The sequence below is a fragment of the Kitasatospora sp. NPDC092948 genome (assembly GCF_044754805.1).
In the GTDB taxonomy this organism is placed as follows: Bacteria; Actinomycetota; Actinomycetes; order Streptomycetales; family Streptomycetaceae; genus Kitasatospora.
Genome location: NZ_JBIVPU010000001.1, coordinates 888679 through 912637, shown reverse-complemented (window position 1 = coordinate 912637; position 23959 = coordinate 888679). Strand labels below are relative to the sequence as shown.

Annotated in this window: 24 protein-coding genes; 8 read left to right on the top strand and 16 right to left on the bottom strand. The window is 72.6% G+C overall.

What is annotated here, in order from left to right:
* Positions 1-4 precede the first annotated feature (4 nt).
* A complete protein-coding gene (locus ACIQF6_RS03665) occupies positions 5-784 on the top strand; it encodes an IclR family transcriptional regulator (RefSeq protein WP_400890103.1) in 780 nt (259 codons plus the stop codon).
* A 55-nt stretch (positions 785-839) separates the two neighbouring features.
* On the opposite strand, the gene ACIQF6_RS03660 is transcribed toward ACIQF6_RS03665, so the two are convergent.
* Together ACIQF6_RS03660 and ACIQF6_RS03655 are read right to left on the bottom strand one after the other, a co-directional pair.
* Positions 840-1364, bottom strand: coding sequence for a hypothetical protein (locus ACIQF6_RS03660; protein WP_400889680.1), 525 nt, complete (start codon positions 1362-1364; stop codon positions 840-842).
* Between the two features lie 79 nt (positions 1365-1443).
* A complete protein-coding gene (locus ACIQF6_RS03655) occupies positions 1444-2685 on the bottom strand; it encodes an esterase/lipase family protein (RefSeq protein ID WP_400889678.1) in 1242 nt (413 codons plus the stop codon).
* 293 nt (positions 2686-2978) lie between these two features.
* Between ACIQF6_RS03655 and ACIQF6_RS03650 the strand changes: the two genes are divergently transcribed.
* Both ACIQF6_RS03650 and ACIQF6_RS03645 read left to right on the top strand, forming a co-directional pair.
* A complete protein-coding gene (locus ACIQF6_RS03650; RefSeq protein WP_400889676.1) occupies positions 2979-3374 on the top strand; it encodes a ribonuclease domain-containing protein in 396 nt (131 codons plus the stop codon).
* Between the two features lie 102 nt (positions 3375-3476).
* Positions 3477-3803, top strand: coding sequence for a MoaF-related domain-containing protein (locus tag ACIQF6_RS03645; RefSeq protein ID WP_400889674.1), 327 nt, complete (start codon positions 3477-3479; stop codon positions 3801-3803).
* A 75-nt stretch (positions 3804-3878) separates the two neighbouring features.
* Here ACIQF6_RS03645 and ACIQF6_RS03640 read toward each other — a convergent pair whose 3' ends face one another.
* Together ACIQF6_RS03640 and ACIQF6_RS03635 are read right to left on the bottom strand one after the other, a co-directional pair.
* Positions 3879-5066 carry an alpha/beta hydrolase gene (locus ACIQF6_RS03640; RefSeq protein ID WP_400889672.1) on the bottom strand — a complete coding sequence of 396 codons (1188 nt, stop codon included), beginning with the start codon at positions 5064-5066 and terminating at the stop codon, positions 3879-3881.
* A gap of 193 nt (positions 5067-5259) precedes the next feature.
* Positions 5260-6024 carry an SDR family NAD(P)-dependent oxidoreductase gene (locus ACIQF6_RS03635; RefSeq protein ID WP_400889670.1) on the bottom strand — a complete coding sequence of 255 codons (765 nt, stop codon included), beginning with the start codon at positions 6022-6024 and terminating at the stop codon, positions 5260-5262.
* A 157-nt stretch (positions 6025-6181) separates the two neighbouring features.
* On the opposite strand from ACIQF6_RS03635, the gene ACIQF6_RS03630 reads away from it, so the two are divergent.
* Positions 6182-6808: a TetR/AcrR family transcriptional regulator gene (locus tag ACIQF6_RS03630; protein WP_400889668.1), complete on the top strand. Its 627-nt coding sequence runs from the start codon at positions 6182-6184 to the stop codon at positions 6806-6808.
* 264 nt (positions 6809-7072) lie between these two features.
* On the top strand, positions 7073-8287 hold the full coding sequence (locus tag ACIQF6_RS03625) for a hypothetical protein (RefSeq protein ID WP_400889666.1): 1215 nt from the start codon (positions 7073-7075) through the stop codon (positions 8285-8287).
* A gap of 34 nt (positions 8288-8321) precedes the next feature.
* On the opposite strand, the gene ACIQF6_RS03620 is transcribed toward ACIQF6_RS03625, so the two are convergent.
* The 5 genes from ACIQF6_RS03620 to ACIQF6_RS03600 all read right to left on the bottom strand — a co-directional run bounded on the left by ACIQF6_RS03620 (position 8322) and on the right by ACIQF6_RS03600 (position 14114).
* Positions 8322-9185, bottom strand: a complete 864-nt coding sequence (locus ACIQF6_RS03620; RefSeq protein WP_400889664.1) for a universal stress protein — start codon at positions 9183-9185, stop codon at positions 8322-8324.
* 321 nt (positions 9186-9506) lie between these two features.
* The gene (locus ACIQF6_RS03615) at positions 9507-10157 is read right to left on the bottom strand and encodes a tetratricopeptide repeat protein (RefSeq protein WP_400889662.1); all 651 of its coding nucleotides are present in this window, start codon (positions 10155-10157) and stop codon (positions 9507-9509) included.
* Between the two features lie 157 nt (positions 10158-10314).
* A complete protein-coding gene (locus ACIQF6_RS03610) occupies positions 10315-11967 on the bottom strand; it encodes a bifunctional aspartate transaminase/aspartate 4-decarboxylase (protein ID WP_400889660.1) in 1653 nt (550 codons plus the stop codon).
* 54 nt (positions 11968-12021) lie between these two features.
* Entirely contained in the window at positions 12022-13692 is a 1671-nt protein-coding gene (gene aspT / locus ACIQF6_RS03605) for an aspartate-alanine antiporter (RefSeq protein ID WP_400889658.1), read from the bottom strand.
* A gap of 71 nt (positions 13693-13763) precedes the next feature.
* Positions 13764-14114: a DUF488 domain-containing protein gene (locus tag ACIQF6_RS03600; RefSeq protein ID WP_400889656.1), complete on the bottom strand. Its 351-nt coding sequence runs from the start codon at positions 14112-14114 to the stop codon at positions 13764-13766.
* A gap of 454 nt (positions 14115-14568) precedes the next feature.
* On the opposite strand from ACIQF6_RS03600, the gene ACIQF6_RS03595 reads away from it, so the two are divergent.
* Positions 14569-15027: a hypothetical protein gene (locus ACIQF6_RS03595; protein ID WP_400889654.1), complete on the top strand. Its 459-nt coding sequence runs from the start codon at positions 14569-14571 to the stop codon at positions 15025-15027.
* A gap of 299 nt (positions 15028-15326) precedes the next feature.
* Here ACIQF6_RS03595 and ACIQF6_RS03590 read toward each other — a convergent pair whose 3' ends face one another.
* Positions 15327-15767 (bottom strand): group III truncated hemoglobin, encoded by a 441-nt coding sequence (locus tag ACIQF6_RS03590; RefSeq protein WP_400889652.1) that lies wholly within the window; start codon positions 15765-15767, stop codon positions 15327-15329.
* 106 nt (positions 15768-15873) lie between these two features.
* On the opposite strand from ACIQF6_RS03590, the gene ACIQF6_RS03585 reads away from it, so the two are divergent.
* Positions 15874-16863 (top strand): aldo/keto reductase, encoded by a 990-nt coding sequence (locus tag ACIQF6_RS03585; protein WP_400889650.1) that lies wholly within the window; start codon positions 15874-15876, stop codon positions 16861-16863.
* A gap of 66 nt (positions 16864-16929) precedes the next feature.
* On the opposite strand, the gene ACIQF6_RS03580 is transcribed toward ACIQF6_RS03585, so the two are convergent.
* The 6 genes from ACIQF6_RS03580 to ACIQF6_RS03555 all read right to left on the bottom strand — a co-directional run bounded on the left by ACIQF6_RS03580 (position 16930) and on the right by ACIQF6_RS03555 (position 22689).
* Positions 16930-17997, bottom strand: a complete 1068-nt coding sequence (locus tag ACIQF6_RS03580) for an LLM class flavin-dependent oxidoreductase (protein WP_400889648.1) — start codon at positions 17995-17997, stop codon at positions 16930-16932.
* Between the two features lie 5 nt (positions 17998-18002).
* Positions 18003-18911 carry an ABC transporter substrate-binding protein gene (locus ACIQF6_RS03575; RefSeq protein WP_400890101.1) on the bottom strand — a complete coding sequence of 303 codons (909 nt, stop codon included), beginning with the start codon at positions 18909-18911 and terminating at the stop codon, positions 18003-18005.
* Positions 18912-18948: 37 nt separating this feature from the next.
* Positions 18949-19680, bottom strand: a complete 732-nt coding sequence (locus ACIQF6_RS03570) for an ABC transporter ATP-binding protein (protein WP_400889646.1) — start codon at positions 19678-19680, stop codon at positions 18949-18951.
* Complete coding sequence (locus ACIQF6_RS03565) at positions 19677-20525, bottom strand: ABC transporter permease (RefSeq protein ID WP_400889644.1); 849 nt, start codon at positions 20523-20525, stop codon at positions 19677-19679. Before ACIQF6_RS03565 ends, ACIQF6_RS03570 begins: the two co-directional genes overlap by 4 nt.
* Positions 20522-21544: an ABC transporter substrate-binding protein gene (locus ACIQF6_RS03560; protein ID WP_400889642.1), complete on the bottom strand. Its 1023-nt coding sequence runs from the start codon at positions 21542-21544 to the stop codon at positions 20522-20524. Before ACIQF6_RS03560 ends, ACIQF6_RS03565 begins: the two co-directional genes overlap by 4 nt.
* A gap of 125 nt (positions 21545-21669) precedes the next feature.
* Positions 21670-22689 carry an ABC transporter substrate-binding protein gene (locus tag ACIQF6_RS03555; RefSeq protein WP_400889640.1) on the bottom strand — a complete coding sequence of 340 codons (1020 nt, stop codon included), beginning with the start codon at positions 22687-22689 and terminating at the stop codon, positions 21670-21672.
* 366 nt (positions 22690-23055) lie between these two features.
* Between ACIQF6_RS03555 and ACIQF6_RS03550 the strand changes: the two genes are divergently transcribed.
* On the top strand, positions 23056-23829 hold the full coding sequence (locus tag ACIQF6_RS03550) for an IclR family transcriptional regulator (RefSeq protein WP_400889638.1): 774 nt from the start codon (positions 23056-23058) through the stop codon (positions 23827-23829).
* Positions 23830-23959 lie beyond the last annotated feature (130 nt).

Genomic DNA, 23959 nt, shown 5'->3' with positions numbered 1-23959 from the left:
AAGGATCCGCCCCGTGGCCAGCAGCCCCACCGAACGCACCACCGGCTCGGTGCAGTCCGTCGAACGCGCCTTCCTGCTCCTGGAGGCGCTCGCCGACGCCGGCGGCATCGCCACTCTCAGCGAACTCTCCGCCGCCTCCGGCCTGCCGATGCCGACCATCCACCGCCTGGTCCGCACCCTGCTCACCCAGGGCTACGTCCGCCAGGACTCCGCCCGCCGCTACACCCTCGGCCCGCGCCTGATCCGCCTCGGCGAGACGGCGAACCGGCTGCTCGGCTCCTGGGCCCGCCCGTTCCTCGCCGAGCTGATGGAGGCCACCGGCGAGACCGCCAACCTCGCCGTCCTGGAGGGCTGCGAGGTCGTCTACGTCGGCCAGGTCCAGTCCCGGCGCTCCATGCGGATGTTCACCGAGGTCGGCCGCCGTGCCCAGCCGCACTGCACCGGCGTCGGCAAGGCGCTGCTCGCCCAGCTCCCCGAGGACGAGGCCCGCGCCCTGCTCGGCCCCGGCCCGCTCCAGGCCCACACCCCGCACACCGTCACGGACCCCGCCGCCCTGCTCGCCCAGCTCGCCGCCGCCCGCGAGTCCGGCTACGTCGTCGACGACCAGGAGCAGGAGATCGGCGTCCGCTGCCTCGCCGTCGCCGTCCCGGGCGCCCCCACCCCCACCGCCCTCTCCGTCTCCGGCCCCCAGGCCCGGGTCCACGCCCTTGAGGCCCAGTCCGGCCCCGCCGCCCTCGTCCCCCTCATGCAGTCCGTCGCCGCCCGCCTCGGCGCAGCCCTCTGACGGACCGCAGCCACGGCCCGTCCACCCGCCGCCGGCCCGCCCCGCGGCGAGTACGTCAGCCGATCAGCGGCCGGTACGACGTGCCCTCGGGGGTGTGGATCAGGTCGAATTCGCGTCCGATGCCGGTGGCGGTCCGGTGCAGCCGGGCGAGCGCCTCGGCGGGGGTCGGGCAGGCGAGCCCGAGGGCGGCGGCGACGGTGTCGCGGTCGGCGAGCAGCTCGGGCTCGTCCTCCAGGTACTCGGCTGCGGCCTCCGCGTTCTCCTCCGGCGTGCAGTTCGGGCAGTCGCGCCACCAGGGCGCGGCCAGCAGCAGGCGCAGCAGCTCGGGCAGGCCGACGGCGAGCAGGGCCGCGCCGCCCTCGGAGTCGGCGAACAGGACCGGCCGCCCCTCGCCGCCCTCCCCGCAGAAGAAGTACGTCCCGCCCCCGCCGTCCCCGGCGAACGGCTCCAGGCGGAGGCCGGACGCCAGGTGGACGGGTTCGACGTGCTCGGTGCGGGAGAGGTCGAACTCCCCCGGCCAGCGGAGGTGGTCGGCGACGGCGGCGTGGTCGCGGACGAGGGCAAGCAGGGACGTCGTCATGCCCGGCACTGTAGTGCGGACGCCCGACACCGACCGGCCGGGGCGACGGCGCGGCAACTGCCGCCGTCGCCCCCGTCGTTCAGGACAGCCAGGTCGTCACCTGGGACACCGCCGCGCTCCCCCAGGCCAGTTCCATGTGGTTGAGGCCGCCGAGCAGCGCGGTGCCGCCGACCTTGCCGATGCCGGTGGTGTCCAGTGCGCTGGCGGTGAAGACCAGGCCGTCGCTGGGGCCGCGGCCCTCGTTCAGGATGCCGGGGATGTCGGCGGAGCCGCCGGCCAGCAGGTAGGTGGTGACGGTCGCGGGGACGCCGGCCTGCTGGAGCGGCTTGATCAGCGAGCCGGCGTCGATCGCGGCCTGGATGCCCTGGCCGGAGGTGTAGAAGCCCTGGCCGCCGTAGTAGGTGGTCCACCAGTCCTGCATGGTGGCGTCCACGCCGTAGGGGCCGTCCCAGCGGGCCAGCAGTTGGCGCTGCCCGGGGTAGCAGTCGTAGCCGCCGGTGGGCAGCACGCCCAGGCAGGGCTGCGCGGTGTAGGTGCCGTAGCAGGTCATGTACAGGTGCGGGGACGGCGCGTTGGCGGTGCCGCCGCAGGCCGGCCAGCTGGCGAGCGAGAACGCCCAGCCGTGCGCGTAGACGTAGTCCAGGCCGCCGTTCGGGCCGCCGAGCGTCACCAGTCTGCGGACGTCGCCCGCGTAGCCGCGTCCCCAACTCGGCTTCACGGAGGAGACGTAGGACCGTGCGGCGACCTCGCCCTTGCTCCAGGCCACCACGTCCACCTGGGCCGCGCCGGTGCGGGCCTTGATCACGGCGATGGCGTCGCCGACGGTCTGGGCCTGCATCAGGTTGTCGCCCTGCTTGTGCGCGAACCCGATCGCGAACACCCGGTGGCCGGAGGCGGCCAGCGCCTGCGCCATGCCGGTGTTCGGGCAGCTGGACGCACCGCAGCTGCCGGTCTCGCCGGGGTTCGCCCAGGCCCGGTCGGCGTTGTCGTTGACGCCGTGCACCAGCAGCACGGGCGTCCCGGTGGCGGTGTTCCAGCCCTGCGCGCTGTACAGCAGGAACCGGCCGGAGAACGGGCGCTTCACCCCGCCGAAGTAGGTGACCCGCGCGCCGTCCTGGTCGCCGCGCCCGTCGGACGGGTACTGCTCCTGCGTGAACCCGGACGTGCTGTCCAGGTAGCGCTCGACCTGCGCCCAGCCGTTGCCGGGCGAGCTGAACACGGCTTCCTGGCCGAGGTACGAGGGGACGGTCGGGGCCGCGGCGGCCTGGGTGGGGGCGAGGCCGAGCGCGAGCAGCGCTCCGGCCGTCAGGGCTGTCAACACGGACCTGAGCGGGTGGCGCACTGGTCCTCCTTCGACTGACGGGTGACCGCCGGCGGCCTGCCACGTGGGGGTGGGCCGGTCGGCGGTCCGACTGTGGGTCAGGTCACGTTAGGGGCGGCCGGCCCGGCCACCCATGTGTCAGGACCACAGGGCGCGCGGCCCGGTGGTGTCGGTGCGCCACAAGGTCGGCCGCGGTACGCCGCGCGTCGTCCAGGTTTTCCGGCCGCGACCCGCAGGTGAAGTGTTCCCGACAAGGGTTCCGGCGGGAGCTGACGGAGCATCACACTGGCGGCATGCGAATGACTCCACGCGCGTTGAAGACCCGTGCCGTCTCGGTCGCCGCCCTCGGTCTGCTGACTCTCGCCCCGACCGCGGTGGCCGCCACCGAGGCGCACGCGGCCGTCAGCGGGAACGTCTGCTACTCGGCGCTGCCCAGCCAGGGCCGCGACACCATCCGCCTGATCGACGCCGGCGGGCCCTTCCCGTACTCCCAGGACGGCGTGGTCTTCCAGAACCGCGAGGGCGTCCTGCCCGCCCAGTCGACCGGCTACTACCACGAGTACACCGTCATCACCCCGGGCAGTTCCACCCGCGGCACCCGGCGGATCATCACCGGCAAGGTCCACCACGAGGACTACTACACGGCCGACCACTACGTGACGTTCCGCCGCGTCGACTTCGCCTGCTGATCGGACCCCGGTTCCGAGCCCGTTCCGATAGGTTGGGACGGGTGCGACCGCACGCGGCCGCACCCGTCCACCGCACCGACCGCCCGAAGGACCGCCACGCACATGACCGCCGCTCTGCCGGGCTTCGCCGGCCGCACCTACGTCTTCCAGGTCGACAACGGCGCGGCCTTCCGCAACTCCTACTCCGCGGACGGCGCCCGGCTCCGCTGGGAGGGCCTCGGCGAGTCCGCCGGCCAGTTCGAGGACGTCCCGCTGCACACCGCGGCGATCGCCCCGGGCATCTGGTTCGTCTCCTGGACCGAGCGCAGCGGCCTCACCGTCAGCCACGTCATGGACCTCAACTCGCTGACCGTCAAGGCCTTCTGGACCTGGGAGGGCGAGTCCGGCCGGGTCGGCGAGCTGCACACCGGCACCCTCACCCCGGCCTGACCCCGAAGCCCCCGGCCCGACCGGGCACCGGGGCTTCCCAGCTTCACGGCTTCGCGGCCTCAGGGCTTCAAGGCTTCAAGGCTTCAGGCGCGCCGAGAGGAAGTCGAAGCCGGCGGGGAGCAGTTTGATCCACGTGGCGAAGTTGTGGCCGCCCTCGGGGACGGAGGCGACGCCGGTGGCGAGCGGGGGCCTGGCGGCGGCGGTGAAGGCGTCCGCGTCCTTGCGGAAGTCGCCGTCGCCCTTCTCGGCGCCGCTGAGCATGATCCCGGTGGCGGGCATCGGCAGGTTCTGGAGCCGCCACAGCAGGTCGGCCTCGTTGCGGCGCTGCTGGCTGCCCTTGAACAGGTCGCCGGTGGTGACGTCCTCGGCGGCCTTCAGGTAGCCGGAGATGGAGACGCCGCCGGCGAACACCTCGGGGTGGCGCATGGCGACCTTCGCGGCGCAGTAGCCACCGGTGGAGTTGCCCATGATGCCCCAGGCGGTGGGGGCGGTGGAGATCCGGTAGGTGGCGGTGATCGCGCGCGGGACGTCCTTGGCGAAGTACGTCTCGGCCTGCGGCCCGCCGGGGACGTTCTCGCACTCCGGGTCGGCGGGCATCGCCGGCGAGGGGCGCATCAGAACGAGGACGGTGGGCTGCATCCGGCCGGCGCGCATCTCGTCGAGCGCGACGCCGGGGTAGTTGAAGCGGGTGATCAGCGCCTTGGCGTCGCCCGGGAAGCCGGTCATCGCGATGACCGCGGGGAACTTGCGCTGCTCGTTGCCGGGCTGGAAGTACTGCGGGGGCAGGTAGACGTACCCGTCGGTGCTCAGGCCGGTGCGCGCGCCGGGGATGCGCACGGAACGGATCTCGCCGACCTTCTGCGAACCGCGCCCGACGGTGGTGTCGACGGGCTCCTTGCCGAGCTCCTGGGCGGGCAGCAGCGGCAGGTTGGTGGGCTCGGGCTCGACCGTCGGACCGGTGCTCGGGGCGACCGTCCTCCCGACCGGCGCGACGGGTGCGGCGGCGGCCTTCACGGAGACCGGGCCGTCCTTGCCGGTGCCCAGCAGGTCGTTCCAACTGCTGTAGAACGAGAAGTAGTTGTTCACCAGCAGACCGATCACCGCGAGCAGTGCCAGCTGGCTGCCGACCAGCATGCCGATCCGGCCGGCGACCGCCCGCCAGTGCCGCTTCGCGAGCGCGGGCCACCACCAGACGGTGGCGCCCAGCACCACCAGTGCGATCTCGATCGTGAACAGCAGCAGCGTTGTGCTGGTCAGCCCCATGGCCGTGATCCCCGTGTCTTCCCCTCGCCGCGCGTCCACGAGCCGATGACAGCCGGACTCGGCGCGGCCATGCCGAACGTGCCGGCTAAGTATGCACGCTGCGGCGACGGCGCCGACGGCCACCCGGGAAGTTCCGGCCCGCCGCCCCGGTCACCCCGGAGCGGGACGGCGGGCAGGACAGGTTGACGGAGCGTCAGGCGTGGGTGCCACCGTCGATGCGGAGCTCGGTGCCGGTGACGAACGCGCCGTCGTCCGAGGCCAGCATCGCGATCACGCCGGCCACCGTCTCGGGCCCGGCGAAGCCCTGGCCGATCGCGGGCTGGAGCTTGGCGAACCACGACATGTCCGCGTCCTCGGGCAGGCCCGGCGCGGCCGTCATGCCGGAGGCGATCGAGCCGGGGGCGACGCAGACCGCGCGCAGGCCCTGCTTGGCGTACTCGGCGGCGATCGCGTGGGTGAAGGACTGGATGCCGCCCTTGGTCGCCGCGTACGCCGCCATGTAGGGGTGGGCGAAGGTGGTCGCGGTGGAGGAGAAGTTGACCACCACGCCACGGCCGGTGGCGAGCAGCGCGGGCAGCGCCTCCCGGGTGACCAGGAAGGTGCCGGTGAGGTTGACCGCCAGCATGCGGTTCCAGAACTCCAGCGTGGTCTGCTCGGTGTGGGCGGAGCGCAGGATGCCCGCCGCGTTCACCACCACGTCCAGGCCGCCGAGGTCGGCGATCGCGCCGCCGACGCCGGCCTGCACGGACGCCTCGTCGGAGATGTCGACGACCTTGGTGATCAGCCGGCCGGCGGTGCCGTCGGCCTCGGCCCGGGCGCGGGTGGCGGCCAGGCCGGCCTCGACCACGTCGGCGGCGACCACGGTGCCGCCCTCGGCCAGGATCCGGTGGACGGTGGCCTGGCCGATGCCGGAGCCGGCCCCGGTGATCAGGACGCGGCGGCCTTCGAAGCGGTTCATGGGGGTCTCCCTGTCGTGCGGCGGGTCGGGCTGTGCGGCCCCGACCTCTCGCTATGCACGTTACGTCAACATGGCACGTTGTGCCACAACCGCATCCCATGACGCCCTGGCGGCTACCCTGAGTACCGCCCAGCCGCACCGCATCCGGGGACACACCATGGCCGAACCCGCACGCCCCGCCCTCTCGCTCACCGAGCGCCGCAAGGCCGCCACCGAGCAGGAGATCGCCCTCACCGCCGCCCGCCTGTTCTCCGAACGCGGCGCCGACGGCACCACCGCCGAGGACATCGCCCGCACCTCCGGCGTCTCGCTGCGCACCTTCTACCGCTACTTCCGCACCAAGGAGGACGCGGTCGCCCCGCTGCTCGCCGAAGGCTCCCGCCACTGGGTCGAACTGCTCGCCGCCACCGCCCCCGGCACCCCGCTGCTGCCCGCCCTGCTCGACTCCGCCCGCGGCTCGCTCACCCCCTCCCCCGGCCGCCCGGCCGCCGCCCTCGCCTGGACTCGCGGCCTGCTCCGCGCGATGCCCGACGACCCGGCGCTGCGCGACGTCTGGCACCGCACCCAGCACGACGCCGAGGCCGCACTGCGCCCCGTACTGGCCACGCTCACCGACCGGCCCGCAGACAGCCTGGACATCCGCCTGCTGGCAGCCGCCGCCAACGCCGCCATGCGCGTGTCCGTCGAGGCATGGGCCGCGGGCGAAGCCGACCCGGCCGGCGCCGCCGACCTCGCCGAGACGGCCTTCCGCCGCCTGATCGCTCCCCTCGCCGAACCGAGCTGACGCCCCGCCGAATCCTTTTTCCGAGGCTCCGTCACTTCACGGCCGGAACCGGGCCGTTGCCTCATCGGCTTGTCCGACGTACGACCAACCGACCTATTACGCCGATCGGATGGTCCGCCGTGACCTGCCCTTGCCGCACCGACAGCCCCGCCGGATCGTTGCTGCACCAACCGGCAGCCCCGCCCCGCCGGCGGCAGCCGGGCGCGTACCGGACGGGCCCGTCATGTGGCGACGGGCCCGCCCGGACGAGAGAGGGAGTGAGCCATGTCCCGGGTCTCCGGCAATCCCGTCCTCCTCCAGTCCCGCTTCGGCCGCAGGGGCGACTTCGAGCTGATCGTCCCGGCCGGCCTCGGCGACGGACTGCTCTTCGACCGGCGCGACAACGACCACCCCGACCAGCCCTGGGGCACCCCCTTGCAGTTCGGCCGGGCGGCCGGACAGGTGGATGCGGTCTCCGTGATCCAGTCCGACTTCGGCGCCCCCGGCAACCTCGAACTCGTCGCCCGCGTCCGCGACTCGCTCCACTTCTTCTGGCGCGACTGCGGCCCCGACCTCACCTGGCACGGCCCCCACCGGATCACCGACGGCGCAACCGGCAACCCCGTCCTCCTCCAGTCCCGCTTCGGCCGACACGGCGACTTCGAACTCGCCTACCCCGCCGCAACCGGCGGCCTCACCTTCCGCCACCGCGACAACGACCACCCCCACCGCCCCTGGAGCCCACCCCACACCTTCGCCCAGGACCTCGGCCGCGTCGACGCCATCACCATGATCCAGTCCAACTACGACACCCCCGGCAACCTCGAACTCGTCGCCCGCGTCCGCGACTCACTGCACCACTTCTGGCGCGACTGCGGCCCCGACCTCACCTGGCACGGCCCCCACCGGATCACCGACGGCGCAACCGGCAACCCCGTCCTCCTCCAGTCCCGCTTCGGCCGACACGGCGACTTCGAACTCGCCTACCCCGCCGCAACCGGCGGCCTCACCTTCCGCCACCGCGACAACGACCACCCCCACCGCCCCTGGAGCCCAGCCCACACCTTCGCCCAGGACCTCGGCCGCGTCGACGCCATCACCATGATCCAGTCCAACTACGACACCCCCGGCAACCTCGAACTCGTCGCCCGCGTCCGCGACTCGCTCCACTTCTTCTGGCGCGACTGCGGCCCCGACTTCCGCTGGAACGGCCCCTACCGGATCGTGCTCCCGGAGACGCAGCTCAGGCCCCTCCCCGACCACCGGGCCGTGCTGACCCACGGGAGGCACTTCACCCCCAACGCGAGCGTGCAGATCCGGTACCGGCTGTCCGACGGCCGGATGCCCGAGACCACCGAGACGTCGCCGCCGCAGACCACCGCCACCGACGCCTCCGGCAGCTTCGCCAACGTCTTCCACTCCGCCCTGCCGCAGGTCGTCCGGGCCCGGGTCTCGGTCTGCGACAACGCGACCGGGCAGGTCGCCGACGCCGCGCTCTGACCCGGGCCTCGACTCCCGCGCCCGCCAAGCCGGCTCACACCGGAACGACGGCCACCGGGCACTGCGCGTGGTGCAGGACGGCGTGCACGGGCGTGCTCAGCCGGAGACCGAAGCGCGGGGACGGCTGGTGCCGGGACATCACCACCAGCGCGGCGGCACGGGACTCCTCCACCACGGTCGCGGCGGTTCCGCCGGTCAGCTGCTGGGTCTGCACGTCGACGGCGGGGTACTCGTCCCGCACCGGATCGCAGGTGCGCAGCATCAGTTGCTCGTGCAGTCGGCTCTCCTCGCCGAGTTCGTCGACCATCGGCGCCATCCGGCCCACATCGGCGACCACCGGCGACCAGGTGTGCAGCGCCCGCACCGCCAGGCCCCGCCGGGCGGCCGTCTCGCAGCCGAACCGCAGCGCGGCGGCGTCCCGTTCGTCGTGCACGGCGACCAGCACCGGCCCGTCGGGATGCTCGGTGCCGCGCACCACCACCACGGAGCAGGCGGCATGCGCGGCGACCCGAAGGCTGACCGAGCCGAGCAGCAGCGACGCGAACCCGCCGTGCCCACGGGTGCCGAGCACCGCCAGTCCGGCGTGCTCGGCGGCGGTCAGCACGGCCTCGGCGGCGTCCCGCGGAACGACGTCGCCGGTGATCCGCAGCCCCGGGTGCGCGGCCTCCAGCTCGGCCCGCACGGCATCCAGCAGTTCTCCCGCCTCGCGCAGTATCAGGTCGGTGACGGTCGTCCCGGTACGGGGCGAGAGGGTGACGGTACCGGTGTTGACGGCGTGCACGAGGTGCAGACTCTCGCCGCGCCACTCGGCCTCGCGGGCCGCCCACTCGGCGGCCTCGTTGCTGGGCACCGACCCGTCGACCCCGGCGATCACCCCGTTGGGTCCCCTGATCTCCATCACGCACTCCTCGGAGCCCGGTTGGTCCCTTCCAGCATGCGCCGCCCCGCACCACCTGGACAAACAGGGACGGCGCCCCGGCCGTCGGGCACGCGAACGACCGGCCTCCCCGCCGGCCGCCCGGGCCGGCCGGACCGGGAATTCATGCAGGGAGTCCCCGGACCCGTGCGGGCCTTTTCGTTCTCCACCCCGCCCGGAATTCCGGGTGCACTTTCACCGCCCCGGTCACGCCCCCGACCGGGAACGGAAATTCGATGCACTGCCCGCCCGTGCGCCGAACCGGCACGGCCGGAAGGCCGTCCCAGGTGTGAGACCGGCCTGTCAGGCCAGGCCGAGTTTCGCCCGGGCGTCGGCCACCCCGCGCAGCACGCCGTGCGCCTCGCTCTTCTCGGCGATTTCGGCGGCCTCGGCGAGCAGCGCTGCGGCGTCCTCGGGCCGCTCCTGCTGGGCGGCCAGGAATGCGAGGCCGATCAGGTTGGCGGCCACGCCCGGGAGGAAGCCGAGTTCGCGGCGGAGCCGGGTGGATTCTTCGAAGTGGGCGCGGGCGGCGTCGAGTTGGCCGGCCATGTGGTCGACGAAGCCGAGGTGTCGCAGGACGTAGGAGAGGGTGAGGCGGTCGCCGGCCCGGGCGGCCAGTTCGCGGGCGCGGCGGAAGGTCGGCAGCGCGGTCTCGTTGTCGTCCCGGACCACCTGGTGGAACGTGCCGATCCAGAACAGTGCTTCGGCTTCGCCGCGTTCGTCGCCCAGCCGGGCGAACAGCTCGGCGGCCCGTGCGAAGAGTTCCGACTCCCGGGCGTCCTCGACCCGTTCGTCGAGGAAGCGGGCGTGCAGGAGCTTTCCCCGGGCCAGCGCGAGGTCCGCCTCGACGCCGTCGAGTCCGCGTTCGGCCGGTCCGAGCGTGCTGCTGTCGCCGCCGAACACGGCTCGCTCGTAATGGAGTTCCGCTTCTGCTATCCGTCCGTCCACAGTCATGGCGCGATCGTAACGGGTGCCGACCGGCGGCCGGCGGTCAATTGGGCTCGCGCGCAGTGCAGTTCGGGACGGAGAGCGTCGGATCCGGAACCGCGCCGGTCACGCCGCCCGCCCATGTTCACCGACGCCCTCCGCCCCAACCGTCCGTCGGTGCACGTCAGTTGCCTGTTGCGGCCTGCCACTCCGCCCGGTACTCGTCGAGGATGGCCTTCAGGTGGTGGCCGATCTTCAGGTAGTCGAGGTCGTCGAGGTTCGCCAGCGAGACCCGCACCGACCATTCGGGGCCGTCGAAGCCGCCGCCGTTGAGCAGGACGACGCCGGTCTGTTCGGCGAGCCGGAACAGCGGCTCGGTGGGTTCGTAGGTCGTCTCCAGGAACGCGGCGAAGTCCGCGCCGGAGGTGCGTTCGGCCTCGGCGAGCAGGTCGAGTTCGACGTAGTAGCCGGCCCGCTCCGGGTCCTGCGAGATCTTCATTCCGGAGCCCTCCAGCAGCAGTTGGAGGCGCTGGTGGACGATGGCCTGCACCTTCGCCTTGTAGGCCCTGCCCTCGGGGAGCAGCGCGAACAGCGAGAACAGGGTGAGTTGGGCCTGCTGGGGCAGCGAGAGTCCGGCGGTGTGGTTGAGGGCGACCTGCCGGGAGTCGGCGACCAGGCGGTCGATGAAACGAATGCCGCCGGGGTCGAGGCTGAGGCTGCGGTAGCGCTTGGCGAGGCGGTCCTTCTCGGTCTGCGGGAGGGCGGCGAGCGCCTCGTCGATGACGTTGTCGCGGTGCAGGCCGATGAGGCCGAGGCGGTGGCCGGTGCAGCCGTAGTGCTTGGAGTAGGAGTAGACGAGCAGGGTGTTGCGGGGCAGTTCGGCGGCGAGGCTGCGGAAGTGGTTGACGAAGGTGCCGTAGACGTCGTCGGTGACGATCACCAGGCCGGGGTTCGAGCCGGCGACGATCTCCTTGATCTGGTCGGCGACCCGCCGGGAGAGCGCCAGCGAGGGCGGGTTGCTGGGGTTGACCAGGCAGACCAGTCTGACCGCGGGGTCCGCCAGCTTGGCGACCTCCTCGGCGGGGTAGCGCCATTCCCGGACGCCGGCCTCGGCGAAGGAGGAGGCTTCGATCCGCACCACGTCGAACTCGTAGGTGTCGAGTTCGGGGATCTCGATGTAGGGGGTGAAGACCGGCACCATCAGCGCGATCCGGTCGCCCTTGTGCAGCAGCCCGTTCTTCATCAGGGAGTCGAAGATGTAGCACATCGCGGCGGTGCCGCCTTCGGTGGCGAACAGGTCGAGGCGGTCCGCGGGCGGCCGGTGGTCCATCAGTTCGTCCTGCAGGTAGCCGACCGCGATCTGTTCGGCGCCGGTGAGCATCCGGTCGGGCACGGGGTAGTTGTCGCCGATCGCGGCGTCGGCGAGTTCGTGGACGAGGGCGTCGCGGTCGAGGTCGAAGCGGTCGACGGCGAGGCTGATGCAGGAGGTGAGCAGTTCGATGCCGGGCAGGTCGGGGTGGCTGCGGGCGAACCGGTCGTAGCGTCCGGCGATGCCCACCCGTTCGGGCATGCCGCCGAGGTTGTCGGCGGTCCAGACCCGGCGGGACTCGCCGAGGGCGAAGTGGCCGAGGGCGAGCATCGCCTCGCGCGGGCCGGTGCAGATCCAATTGGGGTTGCCGCGCCCGGCGTTGAGCATGTGGGCGGTGCTCTTCTCCTTCTGTCCGGGCCGGTCGGCCTGGTAGTGCTCGGCGAGCCGGACGAACTCGCCCTTGAGCTCGAACGGGCTCAGCCGGGCGAGCCGGTGGATCTCCTCGCGGCCGATCGACGGCTTCGTCATGGGTTTCGTCTCTCCTCGCGTTCGGGACGGAAGTTCCGGTGCGGCCCGGGAAGTTCAGAGCCCGACCAGACCCACCAGCAGCGGGCCGGTCAGCGGCAGCAGGAAGTTGGAGATGGTGTACGTGATGGTGTAGCCGAGCATCGGGACGCTGCTCTGCGCGACGTTGCCGATCGCGGTGATGGCGGGGGTGGAGCACTGCTGGCCGGCGATCGCGCCGATCAGGATCGGCGGTTCGATCTTCAGCAGCCTGCGGCCGAGGAACAGGCCGAGGAAGGCCGGGACGGCGACCATCAGGATGCCGGCGGCGGGCAGCAGCGCCGGGTACTGCTTGAGCAGCGGGCCGGCGTCGGGGCCGGCGGCCATGCCGGTGACGGCGATGAACATCGCCAGGCCGAGGTCCTTCATGGTCTGTGCGGCGGCGGGCGGGTAGGCGCCGAAGGTGGGGCGCAGCGAGCGGAGCCAGCCGAACAGCAGGCCGACGATCAGGCAGCCGCCGCCGGTGCCGAGGGTGAGGTTGATGTCGCCGAGGCGGACGTTGACCTTGCCGAGCAGGACGCCGAGGCAGATGCCGAGGGAGAGGTAGATCCAGTCGGCGGTGTCCTGCCGGACGACGGCGCCGACCCGGCTCGCGAACCGGTCCAGTTTGGAGGGGGCGCCGACGACGGTGAGGGTGTCGCCAATGTGGACCTCGGTCTCGCCGACGGCGGGCACGTGGTGGTCGACGCGTTGGATGTCGGTGAGGAAGACGCCGCCGGTGGCCTGGCTGTCCCGGTCGCGGACGTCGTTCAGCGGGTGTCCGGCGACCTGCTTGTTGGTGACGACGACCTGCCGGACCGCCAGCGCCCGGTCGAGGCCGGGCGTGCTGGTCTCGGGGCCGAGTTCGTGGCCGGTGTCGATGACGGCGGCCCGGCGGCCGACCACCAGGACCTGGTCTCCGCGCCGCAGCACCGGGTCGTCGTCGGGGTCGAGCTTGCGGCCGCCCCGGCTGATCGCCTCGATGGTGACCAACTGGCCGGAGGATTCCTGGAGTTGGCTGACCCGGGCGCCTTCACCCTGGGACACCAGGTAGGTCCGGCCGACCAGCGCGGGCAGCGACGGTTCCTCCCCCGGCTCGTGACCGCTGTCCCCGCCGCGCATCTTCTCCCAGAGCGCGCGGGACGCTTCGGCCAGGTTGATCCGCATCAGCATCGGGAACAGCTGACTGGTCAGCAGGACGATGCTGATCAGGCCGAACAGGTAGCAGACGGAGTACGCGGTGGCGACGTGGGCCTGTAGCTGGGTGACCTGGTCGGCGGTGACGCCGGGCAGTTTGGCGATCGCGTCCTGTGCGGTGCCGACGGCGGCGGACTCGGTGGCGGCGCCGGCCAGGATGCCGGCGGCGGTGCCGACGTCCAGGTCGAAGATCTTGGCGAAGCCGAGGGCCATCGCGATGACGACGATCGCTTCCATCAGCGAGAGCACGCCGAACCGCAGGCCCTTGGCGTTCATGTTGGCGAAGAACTGCGGGCCTGCGATGTAGCCGAGCGAGAAGATGAACAGCGCGAACGCCACGTTCTTGACGTCGGCGTTGACCGACACGTGCTGCGCGCCGACCAGCATCGACACGATCAGAACGCCGCAGATGCCGCCGAGTTGGATCGGGCCGATCCTCAACTTGCCGACCAGGTAGCCCAGTCCGAGGCAGAAGAAGAGGGCGAGAACGGCGTTGTCCCGCAGAAGGCTCATACACCCATTACAGCGCTTTTACGCCCTTATGTCCGACAAGGCGTGCTGCGCCGAACGCCGCGCCGGGCGGGCTACCCGGACTGTTCCAGCCGCTCCAGCAGCACCGAAACGTGGCTGCGATCCGGGTCCTTGACCGCCGTCAGCAGCACCAGGTCGCCCTTCGCGGCCAGCTCCCGCAACTCGTCCACCTCGTCCCGCGCCTCGGGCGTGTCGAGTTCGGCCCGGTAGCGGCGGGCGAACTCCTCGTACTCCCCCTGCGGGCTGTGGAACCAGCGGCGCAGTTCGGCCGACGGCGCGACGTCCTTGGCCCACCGGTCCAGGTCGGCGTCCTCCTTCTTCAGGCCGCGCGGCCAGAGCCGGTCCACCAGCACCCGCACTCCGCCGTCGGGGACCTCGTACACCCGCTCCACTCGCACGCCCATGCGCTCACGGTACGCACGGGCACGGCCGGGGCGGCGCCGACCACGCCAGCGGCCCACCCGCACGCAGCAAGGGCCCGCCCCCGGGGACGGTTCTGTTCGACGGGTGTCCGCCACCGTCCACCCGCCGTTCACAGGCCCGCCCCACTACTCTCCGTATCGACGCCGCTCCTCCCTGTTCCGCCACCCCTCGCACCGCCTCCCACCTGCGGTTCTGCCTTCTCCGCCGTCCATCGGGACGGCGTTGTGGAAGGGGGGACATGGACGGCTTGTGCCAGTGCATGATCCGTCCACCTCCAACCTCTTCCCATGCCTTCACGCGGGGGGCCAGAGTAGGAGCCGTCGGCACGGGAGCAGGAAAGACCGGACCGAGCGCCGACAGATCGGAAATTCCCGAAACACCACATCGGGAAATTCCTGGAAAACGCACCGAGAACAGCTCAGAGAAGAGAATTCCGTGAACGTCACCCGCATGCCCCGAATCATCGCCGCCGGACTGCTTTCGGCCGGAATTGCCACGCTGATCGGAGTCTCTTCCGCGCCGTCCGCCTCCGCCGCCACCGCCCGCCCGACCGCGGCCCCGGCCTCGGCCCCGGCCTCGGCGCCGGTCGACCGCTTCGAGGACGTGACCTGGGGTCAGTCCCCCATCAACCCCAGCCTGGACGTGACTTGGGGCCAGTCCCCCGCCAACCCGAACCTGGACGTCACCTGGGGTCAGACCCCGGCCCGCCCCAGCCTGGACGTCACCTGGGGCCAGGCTCCCTCCGATCCGAACCTGGACGTGACGTGGGGCCAGTCCCCGGCCGGCCCGCGCCCGGATGTGACGTGGGGTCAGGCCCCGGCGGACCGCGACGAGGACGTGACCTGGGGCCAGTCCCCGGCCGGCCCCCGCCCGGACGTCACCTGGGGCCAGTGATCAACTGCCGCCCGCAGAAGCCGAATTGAGCGGCGCCGGGAAGTCCCTCTCGGACTCCGAACCGAATCCCCCGCGGAACGCACCACCCGCAGCCCCGGCATCACCCGCCGCACCACCGGCCGGGGCGTCGTCGACCCGTCGCCGTCCGGCCCGAAGAATCCCCCTGAATTTCCGGCCTTACCCCCGGTCCGGAGAAAAACAAATCCAATCCCGGCCGCGCCTCGAATACCTGCCGCCGGATGCCCGCCGCCGCCCACCACGGCCGCAGAATATGGGCCGGCCGGCAGCCGGCGAACCGTTCAGACCCCGGAGGCGAGGCGAACGGCGGACAGCGGCACGAAGCCCCCGCTGCCGCCGCCGGTGTCGGGCTCGCCGAGGCGGCGGAGCATGGCGACGGCGATCCGCTGGGCCTGGGCCTTGGCGCGTTCGGTGACGGGGCCGGCGTGGCGGCCGTCCAGGGTGGCGCGCCAGAGTTGCACCCAGCGGCCGAAGTGTTCGGCGGTGAGCGGGCTGATCGCGTGCAGCGCGGCGTGCGGGGCGAGCGCGTTGCCCCGGTAGGAGGCGGTGCGCAGCAGTGCGCTCTCCCAGAAGTCGGTGATCCGCGGGAGGTGCGCCTCCAGGTCGAGGCGGGCGATCTCGGTGAAGACCGGGCCGATCAGCGGGTCGGCGAACGCCGCCCGGTAGAAGCGTCGCAGGGCGGACTCCAGGTCGGCCCTGGTGGTGATGTCCGGCAGTGCCACGGCTTCCTCCTCGATACGTCTCGCGCCCGGTCAGGGTACGGGCCGGGGCGCTGGGAGGGCAGGGCCGTTGGTCCCGGTCACCGCGCTCACCTGGCAGGATGCCGGTATGACCTTCCTCGCTGCGGACGACCGCTATGCCTCGATGACCTTCCGCCGCGCCGGGCGCAGCGGCGTGCAGCTGCCTGCCGTGTCGCTCGGCCTGTGGCACAACTTCGGTGACACCCAGCCCCTGGAGGTGCAGCGCGCGGTGCTGCGCCGGGCGTTCGACCGCGGGGTGACGCACTTCGATCTGGCGAACAACTACGGCCCGCCGTACGGCAGTGCGGAGCGCAACTTCGGCTACCTGTTCGCGCAGGACTTCCGCCCGTACCGGGACGAGCTGTTCATCGCGTCGAAGGCGGGCTGGGACATGTGGCCGGGCCCGTACGGGGACGGTGGTTCGCGCAAGTACCTGCTGGCGAGCCTGGACCAGTCGCTGAGCCGGATGGGCCTGGACTACGTCGACGTCTTCTATTCGCACCGCTGGGACCCGACGACTCCGCTGGAGGAGACGATGGGTGCGCTGGACACGGCGGTGCGCTCGGGTCGGGCGCTGTACGCGGCGATCTCCAACTACCCGGCGGAGCAGCACCGGCAGGCGGTGGCGATCCTGCGCGAGCTGGGTACGCCGTGTCTGCTGAACCAGGCCAGCTACTCGATCCTGAACCGGGAGCCGGAGCAGGGGCTGTTGGACGCGGTGGGTGAGACGCAGACGGCGCTGATCGCGTACTCGCCGCTCGCGCAGGGCCTGTTGACGGACCGCTACCTGACCGGTGAGGTGCCGGCGGGTTCGCGGATGTCGGTGGGCCACTTCCTGAAGGAGGAGGCGCTGACGGAGGCGAAGTTGGCGCAGCTGCGGGCGCTGGCGAAGGTGGCGGAGGGCCGCGGTCAGAGCCTGGCGCAGCTGGCGCTGTCCTGGGTGCTGCGGGACGAGCGGGTGGTGTCGGTGATCGTCGGCGCGTCGAGTGTGCGTCAGCTGGACCAGAACCTGGACGCGCTGGCGGCCGGTCCGCTCACCGCGCAGGAGCTGGCGGAGATCGACCGGCTGAGCGCCTGACGCCCGGCGGGCGGGCCCGGAGTCCCCAGGCCCGCCCACGCCGTCACCGCAGGTGCGGGAGCACCGTCACCGCAGGTGCGGGAGCACCGTCTCGGCGACTCGGTACGCCTCCTCCAGCAGCGGGTTGCCGGACAGGATGAACGTGTCGACGCCCAGCTCCTGGTACTCCCGGAGCCGTTCGACGACCTGTTCGGTGGAGCCGACGACGGCGGTTCCGGGGCCGGGGCGGAACAGGCTCATGCCGGGCCACAGGTTGGGGTGGGTCTCCAGTTCGCGGGCACGGGCCGGGACGCGCCCGCCGTGCTCGCGGAACTGCCGCTGCCAGCCGACGCCGTCCTCGCCCTGCCGGACGCCGAGCTGGCGGGCGTAGGTGGCCTCGCTGGTGACGTCGAGCAGGCGGTCGGCGGCGGCCCAGGCCTGTTCCTCGGTGTCGCGGACGATCAGGTGCAGGCGCAGGCCGAGCCGCAGGGTGCGGCCGTGCGCGGCGGCGCGTTCGCGGACCTGCTCCAGCTTCTCGCGGAGCAGGTGCGGGGGTTCGCCCCAGGTGAGGTACACGTCGACGTGTTCGGCGGCGACCTCGATGCCGGCCGGGGAGGATCCGCCGAACCAGAGCGGGATGTGGCCCTCGCGCAGCGGCGGCAGGTCGCGCAGCGAGGCGCCGGCGTTCTTCAGCTGGTAGAACTCGCCTTCGTGGTCGAAGACTTCGCCGCTGGTGAGGCGCTTGACCAGGCTCCAGTACTCGGCGGACAGCCGGTAGCGGTCGTCGTGCTCGACGTGCAGCCCGTACTCGCGCAGCTGGTTGGTGGAGCCGTTGACCACGTTGAAGCGGAGCCGGCCGGGGCCATGCAGGTGCTCGAAGGACAGCGCCATCTTGGCGAGCAGGGTGGGCGAGATCAGCCCGGGGTGCACGGCGAGCAGCGGCTGGAAGCCGGGACCGGTGGCGGCGGCGAGCGCGGAGCCGAGCGCCCACACGTCGTACTGGTCGGTGGCGAGCAGCGCGCCGGTGTAGCCGAGGCGTTCGACCGTGGCGGCGAGGTGCTGGAGGTAGCCGAGGTCGACCGGGCGGCGGCCTTCGGGCTCCCACGGGTAGTGGCCCTCGCGGGGGATCAGGTACCACAGGAATTCGCTGGCCATGGTGCTCAGTTCCCCTTTCCGGCGCGGGAGATGGCGTCGGCGACCGGCTGTTCCAGGGCGGGCAGGTGGATGTCGGCGACGGTGACGGTCCGGTCGATGAAGCCGACCCGGTGGAAGATGTCGGCGGCTTCCTGCTGCTCGGCGACGAACTCGGCGGTGGCGGGCTCCAGTTGCCAGGGCAGCGCGGTCAGCGCGGTGTGCCAGTCGGCGGCCTCGCCGCCCTGGTCGGCGGCGGCCAGCGCGGCGGCCTCCTCGGCGTGGGCGGCGGCCCAGTGGTCGGCGCGCTGGAGGGCGGTGACGATCGCGGCGACCACCTCGGGCCGCTGGACGGCGAGTTCACGGCGGGCGAAGAACACCGAGCGGTCGGTGATCACCTCGGTGGTACGGATCAGTTCGCGGAATTCGCCGGTGCGGCGGGCGGCGGCGAGTTCCGCGCCCTGCGCGACCCAGCCGGCTATCGCGCCGCTGCGCAGCCGCTCGGCCTCGTCCCCGGTGGGGCGTTCGGCGGTGAGGTCGTCCCGGTAGGAGAGTCCGTGCTGGTGCAGGGCCTTGGCGAGCAGGTGGGTCTGCCAGGAGCCGACGGCGAGCACCACGGTGGCGCCCTTCAGGTCGGCGACCGAGCCGATCGGCCCGTCGGCGGCGACCAGCAGCGCCCCGTGGTCGGGCCGGGGCGCGGAGACGGCGGTGTACACGATGTCGTGCCCGGCGGCCTGCGCGGTGATCGGCGGGGTGGATCCCGTCCCGCCGAAGTCGATGGTGCCGTCGGCCAGGTACTCGCCGGTCTTCGTGCCGTCGGCGTAGTGGTGGAACGCGGCGGTCTCGCCGAGCGGTGCCAACTCCTGCTGGAGGTAGTCGAGTCGGGCCAGGTGGTAGAGGGACGGGTTGGAGCGGTGCACACCGACGGTGACGGTCACGGCGGGTATCTCTTCTCTGTCGGACATTGATGTGAGGTCAGATCGCGGACGACGATTGGCTCTTGGTCTCCTGGTGCACGCCGAGGTCGGCGAGCAGGCCGCGGCGCAGCGCCGCGAAGGCGGGGTCGGCGGGGTCGCGCGGCCGGTCGACGGCGACGGTCTCGTCCCGTACGAGTGCGCCGTCGCGCAGGACGGCGACCCGGTCGGCGAGTCGGATCGCCTCGTCCACGTCGTGGGTGACCAGCAGCACGGCGGGGCGGTGCCGGCGGCACAGGTCGCCGACCAGGTCCTGCATGCGCAGCCGGGTGAGTGCGTCGAGGGCGGCGAACGGCTCGTCGAGGAGCAGCAGTTGGGGTTCTCGGACGAGTGCGCGGGCGAGTGCGGCGCGCTGTGCCTCGCCGCCGGACAGCGTGCTGGGCCAGGCGTCGGCGTGGTCGGCGAGGCCGACTTCGGCGAGGGCCTGCCGGCCGGTCTCCCGGGTGGTCTCGCCGCGCGGCAGGCCGATGGTGACGTTGCCGAGGACGCGCTTGGACGGGATCAGCCGGGGTTCCTGGAAGACCACGGTGCGGGCGGGCGGCACCAGGACGGTGCCGTCGTCGGCGCGGTCGAGTGCGCCGAGGATCCGCAGCAGGGTGGTCTTGCCGGTGCCGGACGCGCCGAGCAGGGCGAGGAATTCGCCGCGGGCGATGTCCAGGTCGATGCCGTCCAGAACCGCCCGGGTGCCGAACACCCGGCGCAGGCCGCGGACATGGACTGCGGGGGCGCTCATCGTCCGACCACCGCCCGGCCGCCGACGGGACGCCAGGGCATCAGTACGCGTTCCAGGACCCGGACCGCGCCGTCGGCGGCGAGGCCCAGCAGGCCGTAGATCAGGATGCACACGGCGAGCACGTCGGTGCGGGAGAAGTTCTGCGCCTGGGCCATCAAGTAGCCGATCCCCTCGGTGGAGTTGATCTCCTCGGCGGCGATCAGGGCGATCACGCTGAGCGTCATGGACAGCCGCAGTCCGGACAGCAGCGCGGGCAGCGCGCCGGGCAGGACGACCTCGCGGACCACCGCCCAGCGCGACAGGCCGAAGCTGCGCATCGCCTCGACGAGTTTGCGGTCGGTGTTGCGCACGCCGCCGGACGTCGACACGTACATCGGGAAGGAGGTGGCGACGCCGATCAGGGCGATCTTCGCGGTCTCGGTGATGCCGAACCACACCATGAACAGCGGCACCAGCGCCAGGAACGGGACGGTGCGCAGCACTTGGACGGCGGAGTCGAGCAACTCCTCGCCGAGCCGGAAGAATCCGGTGATCACGCCGAGCACCAGTCCGGTGCTCGCGCCGAACAGCAGGCCGAGCGCGGCCCGGGTCAGCGAGGTGGAGAGGGCGTCGGACAGCTGTCCGTTGCCCCACAACTCGCCGACGGCCTGGAGGACTTGGCCGGGCGAGGCGAGCACGTCGGGGGTCAGCACGCCGGTCGCGGAGCTGATCTGCCAGGCGGCGAGCAGCGCGAGCGGGCCGAGGGTGCGCAGGGCGAGCGAGACGCCGCGCGGGCGGTCGGCGGTGGTCCGGGCGCGCGGGGCGACCAGCCCGGCGTCCCGCGCCTGCTCGGTGGTGACGGTCACTTCGCCGCCCCGGCCAGCGAGTTGATGTCGATCAGGTGGGGCTTGACGTCGACCTTGGTCTTGGTGACGCCCTGGGCGGCGTAGAACGCGGCGACCGTCTCGAAGCGGGCGATGTCGGCGTCGGCGATCGGCGAGTCGACGGCGCGCTGCTTGCCGAAGTCGACGGCGACGGGCTGCTCGGCGGCGCTGATGGCGGTCGGGCCGGCGTCGGTGAAGACGTTCAGGTAGGCGGCGGGGTCGGCCTTCTCCTTGGCGCCGTTCTCGTGCAGGTAGTCGTAGAACGCCTTCAGCACCTCGGGGTGCTGCTCGGCGAAGGCCGAACGCACGGCCCACACCGCGTAGTTGTCGCTGCCGATGGCCTTGCCGTCGACCAGGAAGTGCGCGCCGGTGTTGGCGATCGCCGGGATGGAGAACGTCCCCCAGGTCGCCCAGGCGTCCACCTGGCCGGAGTTGAACACCCCGGAGGTCTGGTCGGCCCGCAGGTAGACCCGCTGCACCTGGTCGACCGGGATGCTGTTCTTCTCCAGGGCCTTCAGCAGCAGGTACTCGGAGGTGCTGCCCTGGGAGACCGCGACCTTCTTGCCGATCAGGTCCTTCACCTCCTTGATCGGCGAGCCGTTCTTCACCAGGATGCCTTCGCCGGCCTGGTCGGGCGCGATCTGCGCGAACAGCTTGAAGCCGGGCTTCTGGGCGAGCGCGGTGACCGCCGAGGTGATCGAGCCCTGGGCGACGTCCAGCTGATCGGCGTTCAGCGTCTGCGCGGCGGGGGCGAACGGCCCGGCGCTGCCGGTCCACACCACCTTGGCGTGCACGGCCGCGAGCGCCTTGTCCAGCGAGCCGTCCTTCTTGCCCTTGGCGAGGAACCCGGAGTTCCCGGGGTCGGGGACCCGGAGCACCACCTCGCCGCCCTTGCCGTCCGCGCCGGCGGCGGTGGTGGCGGACGAGCCGCAGGCGGTCAGGGCGAGCGCGGCGACGCTCAGGGCGGCGGTGGCGGCGGCGAATCGGGCTGGGGTTCGCATGGTGGGGTCTCTCTTCGGGGGGCGACGGGAAGATCGGGGGTGGCCGCGGTGTCCAACGGGCGCGGCGGGGTTCGGGATGCGCGGCCGGGATGCGGAACTGCGTGGGGCGTCGGCGGGGCCGGGAGTCAGGGGCGGTCGGCGAGCAGCGCGCGGGCGGCGGCCAGCGGGGCGGGATCGGCCCAGGCCTGTACGTCCACCCGGGAGGGGAGGAATCCGTGCGCGTGCAGGAAGCCCTCCTGCTGGGCGAGCAGTTCCAGGCGCTCGGCGGACAGGTCCAGGTGCAGGGTGCGGTGCCCGCGCCCGGCGTACGCACCGGCGACGCCCACCGGGCCCGCGCCGGTCTCCGCGCCGAGGATCCGCGCCACCTCCTCGGGCTGCCCGGCCGCCCAGTCCGCGGCCCGCAGCAGCACGGCGACGAACCGCGCCACCAACTCGGGGTTCTCGTCCAGCAGTTGCTGGTGCACGGTGATCGGCCGGGGGGTGCCGTTGTTGACCCGGTGGCGGCGGTCGGGCAGCGCGTCCAGTTCGACGGCGGGCACCGCGCCGAAGCGGCGGGCGGCCTCCGCCGCGAGCGCGCCCTTCACGTACACGGCGTCCACCCGGCCGTCCTGCAGCGCCGCCAACTCGGCCGTCCACTGGTCGCCGCCCGCCTTGGCCGCGACCTCCGTCAACTCGACGTCGTCGAAGGTCAGTTGAGCGGACGCCAGGGCACCGTGGTGGCCGGCCAGCGCCATCGCCCGCCAGAAGTCGATGGCGATCGGGTGCCGGGGCACCGCGAGCCGCCGCCCGCGCAGCTGCGCCGCCGAGGCGATGCCGCTGCCTTCCCGGACCAGGATCGTCTGGCGCTCCTCGATCCAGGTCAGGCCGATCAGCCGGGTCCGCTCGCCGCGCGAACGGGCCCACAGCGCGGGCACGTTGCCGCCCTCGCGGAACAGGCCGGGCAGCGCGTGGGTGTAGTGGTGGTCGGCGGCGACGTCCGGCGGGACGTCCTGCAACGAGCGGACCGCGATGCCGTCCGCCGCGAACTCCTCGGCCAGCCAGCCCCGGTCGGCGGCGATGCCGGTGGCCGTGGGCACGGGGCAGCGGGTGAACCACAGGGTGTCCGGATGGGGGGATGCGGCGAGGGCGGCGTGCACGGGGCTCATGACGGGACTCCGAAAGTCGTCAGGAAACGCGCGGCTGTTTCCATGATGCGGGAACAGCGCGGCAGGGAAGGGGAGTTCGGCGAAGGGATCAGCGACAACAGCAGGGGCGGCACCGGTGCGTGGTCACGGCGCGCTCCCTCCTGTTCGACCGGCCTGCGTGCGCTGACTCCAGGGCGGTGACTGCTGATGGACCGAGCGTTCCACGCCACCGGGCCCGAATTCAAGCCATGCCAGATGGTGGGATCACCTGTTCACACGCGGGTGCACCGCCGCAACACGGCCGACATGCTCCGTTGGCTATGGCACCCATATCCTGGAAATCCCACCGCAGTTGACCCCAGACCGAGCCACTCCCGAAGAGGTGCGATGCCCGCCAGCCCCGGAACCCTGCAGTCACCGCCGGCCGGCGCCCAGGCAGTGCACCGGGCGCTCGGCCTGCTGCACTGCTTCCACGACAACGGCCCCGACCTCAGCGCCTCCGAACTCGCCCGCCGAATGGGCCTGTCGGTCTCCACCGCGCACCGACTGGCCCGCACCCTGGTCGCCACCGGCTTCCTCGACCAGGACGAGCGCACCGCCCGCTACCGCCTCGGCCCGGCCGTCGCCGAACTCGGCCAACTCACCTTCCACCAGCGCGGACTGCACCTGGCGGGCCCCGAACTCGACCAGCTCTCCCGCCGCACCGGCGCCACCGCCGACCTCGCCATCCGCTCCGGCCCGCACGCCGTCATCCTGGTCGGCGGCTCCGTGCTGCCCTCCACCGGCCTCGGCCTGCGCCGCCCGCTGCACTCCACCGCCCTCGGCAAGGTCCTGCTCGCCTGGCCCTCCCCCGCCGAGAGCCCGCTGCCCGGCCCGCTGCCCGCGTACACCGACCGCACCCTCACCGACCCCGCCGCGCTCGACGCCGAACTCGTCCTCACCCGCGAACGCGGCTACGCCCTCAACGACGGCGAATCCGCCCCCGGCATCCGCACCCTCGCCGTCCCCGTCCTGGACGCCGCCGGCACCGCCCGCTTCGCCCTCGCGCTCCGCTCCACCCCCGCCCACCTCACCCCCGAATCCCTCCCCCACACCGTCGCCCAGGCCCGCACCTGCGCCCAGGCCCTGGCCGTCCTCCTGCTCCCGCCGGACGAACGCTGACGGCGCCTCAGGAGCACACACCGGGCGGGAGGAGTCGGGCGGACGACCCCGCCGGGGCGGAGTCTCCACGCGCCCGGTCGGGGCCCGAGGGCCGACGACACACCCATCATGACAGATCGGCAGGCACATT